This is a genomic window from Burkholderia sp. LMG 13014, from assembly GCF_905232215.1.
Lineage (GTDB): Bacteria > Pseudomonadota > Gammaproteobacteria > Burkholderiales > Burkholderiaceae > Burkholderia.
Genome location: NZ_CAJNKE010000151.1, coordinates 1 through 11,932, shown reverse-complemented (window position 1 = coordinate 11,932; position 11,932 = coordinate 1). Strand labels below are relative to the sequence as shown.

11 protein-coding genes and 1 pseudogene are annotated in these 11,932 nt (G+C 60.9%); 6 read left to right on the top strand and 6 right to left on the bottom strand.

Annotation, left to right across the window (positions count from 1 at the left end; translation table 11 throughout):
- From JYJ84_RS16950 to JYJ84_RS16930, 5 genes are all read right to left on the bottom strand, one after another.
- Positions 1-719, bottom strand: a 719-nt coding sequence (locus JYJ84_RS16950) for a PepSY domain-containing protein (protein WP_205189304.1), incomplete at its 3' end; no start/stop codon positions are given.
- A gap of 242 nt (positions 720-961) precedes the next feature.
- Complete coding sequence (locus tag JYJ84_RS16945) at positions 962-1,447, bottom strand: hypothetical protein (RefSeq protein ID WP_174963471.1); 486 nt, start codon at positions 1,445-1,447, stop codon at positions 962-964.
- 105 nt (positions 1,448-1,552) lie between these two features.
- On the bottom strand, positions 1,553-2,098 hold the full coding sequence (locus tag JYJ84_RS16940; RefSeq protein ID WP_122948769.1) for a hypothetical protein: 546 nt from the start codon (positions 2,096-2,098) through the stop codon (positions 1,553-1,555).
- Entirely contained in the window at positions 2,095-2,328 is a 234-nt protein-coding gene (locus tag JYJ84_RS16935) for a hypothetical protein (protein WP_175219181.1), read from the bottom strand. Before JYJ84_RS16935 ends, JYJ84_RS16940 begins: the two co-directional genes overlap by 4 nt.
- A gap of 88 nt (positions 2,329-2,416) precedes the next feature.
- Complete coding sequence (locus tag JYJ84_RS16930) at positions 2,417-2,740, bottom strand: hypothetical protein (protein ID WP_021162626.1); 324 nt, start codon at positions 2,738-2,740, stop codon at positions 2,417-2,419.
- 596 nt (positions 2,741-3,336) lie between these two features.
- On the opposite strand from JYJ84_RS16930, the gene JYJ84_RS16925 reads away from it, so the two are divergent.
- Entirely contained in the window at positions 3,337-3,969 is a 633-nt protein-coding gene (locus JYJ84_RS16925; RefSeq protein WP_175034772.1) for a LysE family translocator, read from the top strand.
- Between the two features lie 18 nt (positions 3,970-3,987).
- Here the strand turns inward: JYJ84_RS16925 and JYJ84_RS16920 are convergent, their stop codons facing one another.
- Positions 3,988-4,527, bottom strand: coding sequence for a LysR substrate-binding domain-containing protein (locus JYJ84_RS16920; protein WP_236027156.1), 540 nt, complete (start codon positions 4,525-4,527; stop codon positions 3,988-3,990).
- 96 nt (positions 4,528-4,623) lie between these two features.
- Between JYJ84_RS16920 and JYJ84_RS16915 the strand changes: the two genes are divergently transcribed.
- From JYJ84_RS16915 to JYJ84_RS38545, 5 genes and pseudogenes are all read left to right on the top strand, one after another.
- On the top strand, positions 4,624-7,341 hold the full coding sequence (locus JYJ84_RS16915; protein WP_122948771.1) for a type VI secretion system Vgr family protein: 2,718 nt from the start codon (positions 4,624-4,626) through the stop codon (positions 7,339-7,341).
- 39 nt (positions 7,342-7,380) lie between these two features.
- A complete protein-coding gene (locus tag JYJ84_RS16910; protein ID WP_174963480.1) occupies positions 7,381-9,378 on the top strand; it encodes a phospholipase D-like domain-containing protein in 1,998 nt (665 codons plus the stop codon).
- 127 nt (positions 9,379-9,505) lie between these two features.
- On the top strand, positions 9,506-11,044 hold the full coding sequence (locus tag JYJ84_RS16905; protein WP_175219182.1) for a tetratricopeptide repeat protein: 1,539 nt from the start codon (positions 9,506-9,508) through the stop codon (positions 11,042-11,044).
- Between the two features lie 44 nt (positions 11,045-11,088).
- Positions 11,089-11,352, top strand: coding sequence for a PAAR domain-containing protein (locus JYJ84_RS16900; protein ID WP_175219184.1), 264 nt, complete (start codon positions 11,089-11,091; stop codon positions 11,350-11,352).
- Positions 11,353-11,834: 482 nt separating this feature from the next.
- Positions 11,835-11,932, top strand: a pseudogene (locus JYJ84_RS38545) (phospholipase D-like domain-containing protein); the annotation flags it as partial.

Here is an 11,932-nt window from a genome sequence, read left to right as displayed (position 1 = left end):
ACGGTCGCGGCCAGCGCCTTGAAGTTCTTGCCCCATGAGCCCGACCACGGCAGCCCCGTCAGGATGAACGCCACCGTGCCCGCCGCGAGCCAGATGCCGGCTGTCGCGTGGAGGTTTTTCCACAGTGGCCGGCCGCGCAGCGACAGGTCGGGGCGCAGTGCCTGCCCGACGCGCGCAGCGCCTCGCGGCCACCACAGCGCGATGCCGGTGCCGATCATCACGAAGGTCCAGCATGCGGCGAGCTCCATCAGCAGTTCCCCCGTCTTGCCGAGCAGCAGCTTGCGATGCAGCATCCGGTCGATCTGCATGAAGCGGTTCTCGACGCTCAGCGTGCCGAGCACGCTGCCGTCGTACGGGTTCACGTACACGCTCTCGCGGCTGCCGTCGCGCAGCCGGAACACGTATTCGGCGCTGCGGTCCGGCGCGGTCGAGACCTGGACGGAAACCGGCGTCGCGCCGGCCGGCATCGCGGTGCGCGCGTTCGCGAGCAGCGCGTCGGGATCGAGCCGCGGCGTGGCACGCGGCTCGACGACGAGCCGGTGCGGATACAGCAGCGGCTCGATCTGCGGCTGGAAGCAATAGAGCGTTCCGGTGATCGCGAGGACCACCAGGAACGGCATCACGAACAGGCCGGCATAGAAGTGCCAGCGCCAGAGCGTGCGGTAACCGGCGTGGGCGGATTGGGCGGGCGAGATCGCCCGCTCGACGGTGGTCGACATGGTGTCAGCTCCTCGTGTTCGTTGAGCGGCCACGCCGGCGCGGGCCGGCGGACGTCAACGTGCGTCGCGCCCGCCTGCGCGCATCGGCGAAACGGGCGGCGCAACGCCATGCGCGAAAGGGGCGCATGACGGCGTCGCCCGCGCGATGCGGGCATGCGGGTGAACGCTTGAATCAGGTCGTACGAGACGAATGGCGTGCAGGCCCATGCACATCGACGTGCACGAGCCGCTGGACGGAACCGTCAGCAGAACAGAGGAGGCGCGCGGGAAGGTGGGCGATCGTCGAAGATCGATCGCACGAAGGGAATGCTGTCGAAGTGAATCCGGAAGCGCCGCGGCGCGGCGGCGGGAAACAGCAACACCAGCAGCACGAACGACGCGAGCGCCGTGAACAGCGCGGCACCGAATGCACACAGGCTGTCGCCGTTTCCGGAGGACGCCGTGTTGTCGGCATGCGCGTCATGCTTGAGCGCGTCGGCGAGCGCCAGCGCGTCGTTGGCCGGTGTGATCGGCGCGCCGGCATCGAAACGGGCAGCCAGCGCAGCCACGTTGACGATCAACGGGCCGCGGCCCGAACACAGCACCACCGAGCCCGCATCCGGACCATCCGGATCGAGCATCACGGCACCCGACATCAGCGCGCGGGACAGCAGCGTCACGAGGAGGAACCCCCACAGAAGCTGTCGCGCGACACCGTGCCGGAGCAGGAAGCGGCGAAGTGCATTCATGGCGCGCGATTGTACCTCCGTTTGCGGGGAGGGGCCGTCCGTCACGCTGATGCGCGGCATCGGCCCGGCGTGCCGCCGGCAGCGGATCGGGCGTATCCGCGGCGGCTAGTCGGAGCCGCACGCGCCGCTGCCGGGCGGTGCGTTCGCCGGGCCATACGACCAGGTGCCGTCCGCGCGGGCGGTCAGCACGTTGCCCGAGCGACGGTCGTAGAGATGCCACTGTTCGTCCGCCGGGTCGTCGCCGTAGGGCCAGGTCGTCAGCTTGCCGCCGAGGTCGAAGTCGAACGCCCACGAACCCGGCTGGGCGCGCGGTGCGACCGATTGCAGGATCTGCCCGTCGAGACGTTGCGCGGCGGCCGCGATGTCGCCCGATCGGGATTCGCTGTGCGCGAGCTCGTGACCATCGAGCGCGATCGACCAATGGCAGTAGCAGATCCACAGATGCCCGTTGCCGGTGACCGTCACGTGCCGCGACGCGAGCCGGTCGCGCGCCGCCGCCGACAAGCCGCGCGCGCCGGCGAGCGGCTCCCTGACATGCAGCGCGGGTTGCCCGAATTCGAATGTGAGAAAGCTGCCCTGGCCTTTCGTCACAGACCAGGCCGGGGTTTCGCAGATGGCCGGCCAGATCCGGTCGAAGTCGAGCGCGTTCACGGCGTGCGTTTCACATCGGCGAAACCGGCGTCGGCGTCGTCCGCGCTGGCGTCATCGTCGGCCAGCAGATCGGAGAGGTCGGCCGGCGACAAGCGCCGCATCGTGCGCTCGATGTCGTGATCGTAGCGGCGATCGTTCGGGTCGAGATGCTTCTGCGCACGGCGCCCGTAGCGCTTCACGAACACGCCGAGTGCGCCGGCCAGCCGGGATTTCCGGTTCCTGATGCTCATGCGGCGAGATTATCGGGCATGCGCGCGAATCGGGCATGGCTGCCGTGGCTGCGCTTGCCGCGCGCGGCAGCCGCTGCGTGGTACCGGCTCAGGCCGGATACGCATCGTCGACTTTCAGGTTCGCGAGCCGGAACAGCGTGCGCAGCGTCTGCGGATGAATGTCGCGGTGCGCGGCGAGCGACGTCAGCATGAAGTCGAGCACCTTCGCGTAGCGGAGCAGCACGAGGCAGCGCGCGAGATCGGGCGTGCGGCCGCGCATGTCCTCGGCGAGGTGGACCATTTCGGTGGACAGCGAGCGCGCCATCTCGAGTTCCATCTGCTGTTTTTCGGTCCAGTCGGGCAACGGCTGTTCGAGCAGTTTCGCGAGAAAGAGCTGGAACGACGTGTCGGACGAATTGGGCAGCGCATCCATGAAGGGCCTCGTTGCTTGCGCGTATCGATCGGGCGTATCCGGTGGATGCGCCCGAGGGTGTATTCGTGTCCGCGCGGTGAACGGCGCGGCTGTCCCCCGAACGGAATGCAGGTTCCGTACCAGCGCCGCGAAACGATGGTCGAGCATGGTTGAGCGGCGCTGCGGTGCAGGGTGCCGAGTCCCGCCGGTACTGGGTGGCGGAGGGGCGCGAGGCGGCCATCGAGATGCGCGGCGCGATGCCGGTCGGGTGCGACGGGCGGTGCGGCGGGGCGAAATGCTTCACGGATGTAACGTAACGGCGGGATAAATTGCGCGGTGTGTTCCTCGTCGGATCGACGAAACGGCGCGGCCGGTGCGTGCCGCCTGCGCCTGCCAAGCGTTCGGCCGGCCGCACGCGGCGGGACGGGACGGCCGCGACGGCCGGCGAAAACCGCTGGCGAATGTGACGAGTGTTTCAAAACCGAGACGGATTCGCCAGCGGCGATCCGGTGGCGCGACCGTCCGCCCAACTGGCCCAGCGAATTGCCGGCCAATTGTCCATGGGCAGAAGGCGCGCGTTTGCCAACAATCTCCTGATCATCCCTGCGAGGTTCGACATGAGCGTCCACGCCTTCTTCTCGGCCAACCTGCTGCTGGCCTACACCGCCTATTTCATCGGTACGGCCAGCCCCGGGCCGAGCAATCTCGCGATCATGTCGGTTGCCGCGAACCAGGGGCGCAAGGCGGCGCTCGCGTTCGCGCTCGGCGTCATTTCAGGGTCGATGTTCTGGGCGACGGTGGCGGCGCTCGGCGTGTCGGCCGCGCTGCTGGCGTGGTCGAAGCTGCTGGTCGCGATCAAGCTGTTCGGCGGGTTGTACCTGCTGTGGCTCGCGTTCAAGTCGGGGCGCACGGCGTTGTCGGGCAAGGCGGCGGCGTCGCTGAACGCAGCGGGCGAGCAGCGGCTGTCGCGCTTCTATGTACGCGGCGCGATGCTGCACCTGACCAATCCGAAAGCGATCCTCGTGTGGGTGTCGATCGTCGCGCTGTCGTCGAACGGCGCGGGTGCGTCGCACGGCGCGGTCGTGCCGGGCTGCCTCGTGATCGGGTGCCTGGTGTTCGGCGGCTATGCGCTCGTGTTCTCGATGGACGGCGCGCGCCGGCTGTACGTGCGCGGCCGGCGCGCGATGGAAGCGTGCCTCGCCGTCGTGTTCGGTGTGGCGGGGATCAGGCTGCTGGTGTCGAACGTCTGAGGCGGCACACCCGCGTGTCTAGCGGGCGACGCGCCGGGTGGCCCGGCGCGCCGTGCTGCCCGCCTGCTCCGCCGGGCGCGTGAACAGCGACACGATCGTCTGCCGGAGCCAGCGGTGCGCGGGGTGGCTGTCCCAGCGCTGATGCCAGATCACGCAGTAAGGCCGCGCGGGCATGCGCACCGGCGGTTGCCGCGACACCAGTTCCTTTTCATGGATCGACAGATCGAGCAGCGTGGTCGGCAGCACGCCGATGAAGTCCGATTCCCGGATGATCGCCAGCGCGGGCGAGTACGCATTCAGCGTGAGGACGAGATTGCGCTGCAGGCCGTGCGCGGCGAGCAGGCTGTCGTACACCGGCACCCGCATGCCGGAAAACCCGACGTCGAGATGCCGCGCCGCGAGGAAGCGCTTCAGCGTGAGCGGCCCCTTCGCGAGTGGGTGATCCTTGCGCATCAGGCAGTTCCAGTGGATCGGCCACATCTCGTGCGTGCGCACGCCGCTGCTCGGGCTCGAGTCTTTCAGATAAAGCACCGGAATCAGCGTTCTACACCTTGCCATTTCTTGCAATCGTCAGGCCAATAGGCTGTAGAATCGGCCGGTCCAGTATGTCAAATCAATGACGATACGTGGGCAAAAATAATAAAGGGGCGGAACATGAGTGCGCAGGATATTGTGAGGGCAATTCGTGGCGGCTTGATCCAGAATGAGAGGCTGGTCAAGCTCGATACGCCGCTCGGCCCGGACGTACTGTTACCGCAACGGGTTGCTGGATGGTCACGCATTGGCCGACATTTTGAATTCACGCTCGATGTCCAGTCGACCAACAGCGATATCAAGCTAGAACAGTTGATTGGTCAGCCTGTCACCCTCTGGCTCCATCAGACCAATCAATCCTATCTCCCCCGCCACGGTTATGTTTATTCGGTCAGGCGGTTAGGCTCGGAAGGCGGGTTGACCAGTTACCAGATTCGTTTTGCATCGTGGATGTATTTCCTCAAATTTCGCCGCGACCAGCGCATCTGGCAGGATAAAACGATCGATCAAATCCTGACCGACGTTTTCAATGCGCATTCCCGAGCGAAAGGACAGTTCAATTTCGCAATTTCGAAGCCCCTCGAACCACGTTCGTACTGCACGCAATATGAAGACGACTGGACCTTTGTTCACCGGTTGATGGAAGCGGAGGGCCTGTTCGGTATCTGGAAACAAGCCGCGGACGGCAAGTCACACACACTGACGATCACCGACCACTTGGACACGTGTGAACCGCTGGCGCCGCAAACGGTATCGTTCTCACGCGACGGTTTGAACAGCGAGATTGACGCGCTGCTGCATTGGTCGGGCACGCGAAGTTTGCATAGCGCCGTGCTGGCGACCCGGACGTTCGATTATAAGAGTCCATCATCACTCGCCAATCCGAAAGGCACCCACGTGCCCACACTGTCGCACGAGTTGCCGGAGGAGCTGGAAGTCTACGAATACACCGGCCCCTATACGTATCTGAAGGACGATCGCGGTGAGCACCTGACTAAAATCCGCATGGAGGAATGGGAGTCACGCGCAGAACGGTTTTATGGCACAGGCGGCTTGCGTGGAGTCGATGCCGGACGATGGTTCGAGCTAACCGGACACCCGGAGCATGATCAGGATTCCACATCTCGACGCGAGTTCGTGGTTCTGGAGGCCAACTGGCTGATTGAAAATAATCTTCCGGGGTCCAGCCATCATGCGAACTTGCCCGGTAGCCTCCAAGGCAAGATTGCAGACGCAACGCAGGCGGCTAGTGTCACTCATCCGGACGGCTCCACGGGTTTTTACTTCGTCGAGATCGAAACGCAACGCAAGTCCTTGCCCTTCCGCAGTCCGTTCGAACATCGCAAGCCTGTCATGCAGATGCAGACGGCAACTGTCGTCGGGCCGCAAGGTCAGGAAATCTATACCGACGAGTTTGGTCGCGTAAAGGTCCAGTTTCATTGGGATCGGATCGGCGAGCGCGATGAGCGCAGTTCGTGCTGGGTGCGTGTCGCGCAGCCGTGGGCAAGCGGCGGCTTCGGGGGCATCCAGCTCCCCAGAATCGGCGACGAAGCGGTCGTGTCGTTCCTTGATGGTGATCCGGATAGACCGATCATCACGGCCCGCGTCGGAAACGGCGCAAATCGGCCGCAGTGGAACTTGCCCGACCAGCACCCGCTATCGGGATTCGTCAGTAAAGAAATCGGCGGTGTGCAAAACAATGTCTGGCTGAAAGACGACACTCAGGGGCAGGTGCAAACGCAAATACGCAGCGACCACCTTGAGTCGGGCTTCCACGCAGGTTATATCACGCGCGTGAGTGAACCGGCCGGTCGCGGCGAGAAGCGCGGCGAAGGGGTCGAGCTTCGCACTGACGGCAATGCGGCCGTGCGCGGTGCACGCGGGCTGCTCCTGACGACCCATCCCCGGCCCGGGGCGAGCGGCGATGCATTCAGCGTCGATGAAGTCAATCTTCAGTTGGCAAATGCCCAGGACACCGCAACGAGCCTCGCGCAGTCCGCACAATCGGCGGGCGCGCAGGACGGCGAGCAAAAATCCATCGCCGGAGCGCTGAAGGCGCAGGCGAAAGGCATCCAGGGTGGTGGTTCATTGAAGCAGTTCGAGCAACCGCACTTGGTGCTCGCAAGTCCTGCCGGTGTCGCTACCAGCACACCGGAACTGATTCACGTCAGCAGCGGCAAGAGTACGTCCGTTACCGCCGGCGCGCATGTGTCGGTCAGTACGGGTGGTGGTTTCTTCGCAAGTGCGCGCCGCGCGTTGCGCCTGTTTGTCGCCGAAGCAGGCATGCGACTCGTTGCAGCCGCAGGCGACATCGACGTGAAGGCCCTGAAGGACAGTATCAATCTGTTGGCGAAACTGAACGTGACGGTAACAGCGAACAAAATCACCATCAGCGCTCAGCAGGAAGTCGAGATCAACGGTGGTGGCAGCTATACCCGCTGGACAGCAGGACAGATCAAGAGCGGCACGTCGGGCGGCTTCGAGGTGCACTCGGCGACCCGCACGCTCACGGGACCGGATAGTGTTAGTACGCCGAATATTCCGGCGCTACCACCAGAAAAGGAGCAACTACACTTCGCGTTGGGGGCGTTGCCCGGTGAGGCACATCAATACGTGAGCGAGCCGTACGATCTATACAAGGGTGGAGCAAAAATCGGACAAGGGGTGACGGATGAGTTCGGACGAGTCGTCGTGAAAGACCATGAGCCCGGTACGCCGGCCTATCAGGTCAAACTCGCCAACGGCGGACAGTTTGACCTAAAGGTCAAGGACTCGCTCCAGGGTGATCCTGACCATACGGACCAGCGAACCAATCGAGGCGAACGGCTAGACGGCTAACCGCATCCTTCCTGACTCACTGACAAAGAGGACCTGAACGTGGCCGACAGTACCCTGAAAACCCAAAATCCGGCAGCTGTTGCGATTGATGAGCAGTTACGCACTGCAAAGTCATCGGCACAATGGTTGCTGGAAACGCGCAAGGACATTGCGCCCATCACCTTTGAAAACCACCTCGATTTCCTGATCTGTGGCGAAGAAGGGTTCGCGAACATCGCGAACGACCTGAAGCTTGCCAAGGGTTCAGTCAATCTCTGCTGTTGGGGCTTCGACCCGGGCATGGAGCTGATCCGCGACAAAGATGCACCGGAATGGCCACGCGGGCATCAGACATATGGCGAACTGCTTGAGGAAGTCGCAAACAAGGGCGTAACGGTTCGCTTGATGGTCTGGTACGACGAAACCGGTTCGGCAAAGCAGAACAATGTCCCAGGCTATTCCGACACCGGACATAACCCGATTACTCATTTTCCCGCGTTTCTCGTTGGCACATCCAATTCCCCCTACGACAGCAAAAAACGCCAGCAATACTGCATCGATTGGTGGAAAAGACACCATCCCAAGGGAAATTGCAGCGGAACGAACAAGAACCTGCTGGTCACTTTCCGTTCGGTCGATTCGGCGGACGCAGCGCACGCGCTGTCCGATGAAGAATTTAAACCGCAAGACGGGAAATTGCCGACCAAAGAACGTCCTTTGATGGTGGACTACCCGACCCATCATCAAAAGCCGATTGTGATCGACTACGACTACAACAACGGCTACAAGGCGGTTGGCTATGTGATGGGTCTGAACTCCGTGACCGACTATTGGGATACAACGACGCACGCTATCGATGATTCCGTGCGAGAACTACTGACGAAGAAAACATTGGGAGCAGAGCAGGCTCATGAGGAGGCGACGCTGGAGCAGCCGCCTACAAAGGGTTATAAACATGTCCGCCCCTATCAGGACTATGCGTGCCGCCTGTTCGGCCCTGCCTTAAAGCGGGTGTATGACAACTTTGCGCGAGATTGGAATCACTACGCCCCTGCTACGCACCGGATGCCGGAGCATGCGGAGATACCGAGCAATATTCAGAAAGCACCTTACAATCCAAATCACGCTGTCCAGATTGTGCGTACACATCCCAGGGACAAGGATAAAACGATCAAGGAACTCTATATCCATGCAAGTTCCTGGGCGCGCAACTACATCTACATGGAGAATCAATATTTCTTCTATCCAACCTTTGCCCAGAAATTAAAAGAGGCGCGGCAGGGCCACTGGAAGGCTTGGGCAGAAAAGTCCGGAAGACCAAGTAGCGAGATGGGAATCCTCTACATGTTCATCGTCATTCCGCATCCCGAGGATGACGGAATGATTCCCCGCACCTATGACATGCTGACCGAGTTTGGCGCAAGCGATCCGACCGAGAACAACCCGGCCATGTCTAATCAGGGGGCTTACGACAAGGAAAATCATCGGGCTCAAGACTATCCGGACGCGAAGCTGTTTTCGTACACACGTGAGACAGGAGTGGGTCCGGTCATTTCGCAGGTCAAGGTTCTCGATCACCCAAGTGTGCAGGAACTGGCATCCACCTATGGAATCAAGGTCAGTGTTGCTCGACTACGTGCCAGCGGACCGATCCCCGGTCACGATATGGCCTACCGTGAAATCTACATTCACTCGAAGCTGATGATCATCGATGACGTATTCATTACGGTCGGAAGCGCAAACATGAACCAGCGCAGCATGACGGCGGACAGCGAGATCAACATCGGTGCGACTGGATTGGACTACGCCGCCCCACTGCGGGAAAGAATATTCAAGCTCCACTCGGGCGGTGATATCCCGGGTAGTGGAGACTTCAAAGAAATTCCTAATGTCTTTGAGGATTGGAACAGACGGATGGCAAAAAATCGTAGTACCTGGAAGGGTGGGAAAATGGCGCTCAAGGGTTTCCTGCTTCCATTTGAAGATCACCGCGCTACAGGCACGATGCACGCCCAAGTGACCGTTCCGTCAACGTCAGACGCTTCAGCCATCGCCTGAGATGAATCGATTCGACACGAAATTTCTGCGCGTCTTTCTGCGACTCCTGTTCGCCAGTCTCTGTGTGCTGGCAACAGATTCGCACGGTAACCCCCTTACAGCCCTGACTAGCAAGCTGAGCGCATCCATGTCCGACCTGCCACGTTACGAAAAACTGCCGTTGTTCAGCCCACATCGCAAAACCTTCACCTGTGTGTATCAGGCACAACACGTACCGCCCGTTGATCCACAAGCTGAGTTGTGGTTCCAACAAGCGCTGGCACTCGATGATCCCAACATCGACTATGACAAGCGCGATTACGCGAAGATTTACCAGCTCTACACACAAGCCGCCGAACGCAATCACTGGAAGGCCATGCTTAATATCGCCTCGCTGATATTGAGCGATCGTCGAGGCGTACCAACCCATGATCCTGAGATCGCGATTCGCTGGGTGGAAAAGGCAATGAAACTGGACGTGCCTGACGCCTACGACATGATGGGAATCTACCATCAGAATGGACTGATCAAAGGTGGCGACGCCACCAGTGCTTACACCTTCTTTCAGCGCGCCGCCGATATGGGTAGCCCATCTGCGCAAACATTTATCGGAACAAAGACGGATGCTGCATATGACGATCCAGGCGGTGAATTCTGGGGAAATCTGCCTATTGCAACGCAAATGCTTGAATGCGCCTTCGCACAGGGATATGGAGACGCGGCAGACGAGTTGGGTCACGTCTACGCAAGAGACAATACCCCTGAAGGTAAGTCGCGTGCCCTAAAAATTTTGCATGAGGGTGTAAAACTCGGAAGTGCAAAATGCGCGCATAGCCTGGCACCAGAGTTTCGGGGCTTAGACCTCGCTGATGGAACTAATTTGGTCGGTCATATCGACAAGGCGCGTGCTGAACGTTACAGCAAGCTTGGAGATGCGCTGGAGTTCTATCAGGGTCGCCTGAAGTTGCCTAATCTCGACAAGGTACTTCCGTTGCCACCCGCAGCGTTGCCGAAGTGGGATGGTAGCGTACAGACGTTGATCAATGGCGCAAAGGCCGTGACGCCGTCCCCCAAACCGCAAAAGACCACTGCGCTGCAAGGCCGCGAATTCATTCCGAGTGGGTATGCCGTGGCCACACGAGAGCAAAGCACGATGGTGGCCGCGGGCAACAATCCCGTGCCGCGCGAAGGCTACTGGCTCGCGCTGTATGGTCCCGCAGCTACCCCCAAGTCCGACCTGCTCCCGGCCCGTCGGAATACGCCGGAGCGCTATCGGACGGGTGAGCGCTTCGAGGCATCGTCATTCGAGTGGCTGGCCGCCGAGCAGGTGCAGTGGCATTACCTTGGCGAGGCCTATGCCCTTCCACCACAGCAACACGATTTCCTGACGCACATGGTCGAAGCCGGTCTGTTGCGTGAAGTCCCGGAACCCGCGTCGTCAGTCAGGTGTAACGGCCAACAACGTTGCCCCCAAACAGGGATATGGGAAAGTCGGGTCGCAGCTGATCACCCGATGGAGACGCTGTACAACCGCTGGGACCAGCAGGCTTTCGTCGAAAAAGGGCAAGCATTTCCGCAACCCGGAGACCGTTTTATTGATGTAGCCGCGAGAGACATGCAGTGGACTTATCTAGGCAGTCCGAATGCGGAAACCGGTATGCCTGGCATCTATACGATCGGTATGTAAGCGCACGGGGCCGGCACGCTGCCACACGCGAGAGAGAAAAGCACATGGTTCGTCAGGTAATTGTGGTGGGTGATACGCTCGCGCCGCATGGCGGTACGGTTACGGCAGGTTCGAATGCCGATGTGGTTGACGGCAAGGCAATCGCCCGCAAAGGCGATACGGTCGAATGCCATCAGCACGGAATGCAGACGATCGCTGAAGGCGATGCGAACGGCATGGTCAGTGGTGCTCCGGTCGCGTTGCACGGGCACCATGCAACATGCGGTTGCACATTGGTCAGTCGCTCAACCACTGTGTCGTGGTCCTAAGCATAAGCAGGATCGCTGACACCTGGAAGACTCGGACAGAAGGAGGGTGTACCAGCATGGGTGAATACGGATTCGACATTGCATTTTCCGGTTATCACGGACTGGGTGGTCAGCCTCCGCGCTGAAAAGGCATCGTTCCTGGCCTCTTGCTGAGAATCAGCACTGGACACATCAGGGGCAGGGATAGGGATCACGTAGGCAAGGTCATAGCCAAGGCGTGGTATCCGGTTCGCCCCAAATTGGTCGAATGGCTCACTGCGCCCGAAGCGCCGGTGGGTATGCATGGTCCATGCGCAGACGCCAGGCGAGCGCGTGTGCATCGACATCATCGACGATGTCCGGATGATCAAGTCAGACTACGAGATCGGCCGCCACGTGTATGCGTGCGGGATCGCCGCCGACGCGCACAACCTGCTGCTGAGCGAATCACGCTCTGGCTTGCTCGACTACGTGCCAGCGGACCGATCCCCGGTCACGATATGGCCTACCGTGAAATCTACATTCACTCGAAGCTGATGATCATCGATGACGTATTCATTACGGTCGGAAGCGCAAACATGAACCAGCGCAGCATGACGGC

Coding starts and splice junctions, on each gene's coding strand:
- JYJ84_RS16945 (WP_174963471.1), bottom strand. CDS start 1,447: ATGAATGCACTTCGCCGCTTCCTGCTCCGGCACGGTGTCGCGCGACAG.
- JYJ84_RS16935 (WP_175219181.1), bottom strand. CDS start 2,328: ATGAGCATCAGGAACCGGAAATCCCGGCTGGCCGGCGCACTCGGCGTG.
- JYJ84_RS16930 (WP_021162626.1), bottom strand. CDS start 2,740: ATGGATGCGCTGCCCAATTCGTCCGACACGTCGTTCCAGCTCTTTCTC.
- JYJ84_RS16925 (WP_175034772.1), top strand. CDS start 3,337: ATGAGCGTCCACGCCTTCTTCTCGGCCAACCTGCTGCTGGCCTACACC.
- JYJ84_RS16920 (WP_236027156.1), bottom strand. CDS start 4,527: ATGGCAAGGTGTAGAACGCTGATTCCGGTGCTTTATCTGAAAGACTCG.
- JYJ84_RS16915 (WP_122948771.1), top strand. CDS start 4,624: ATGAGTGCGCAGGATATTGTGAGGGCAATTCGTGGCGGCTTGATCCAG.
- JYJ84_RS16905 (WP_175219182.1), top strand. CDS start 9,506: ATGTCCGACCTGCCACGTTACGAAAAACTGCCGTTGTTCAGCCCACAT.
- JYJ84_RS16900 (WP_175219184.1), top strand. CDS start 11,089: ATGGTTCGTCAGGTAATTGTGGTGGGTGATACGCTCGCGCCGCATGGC.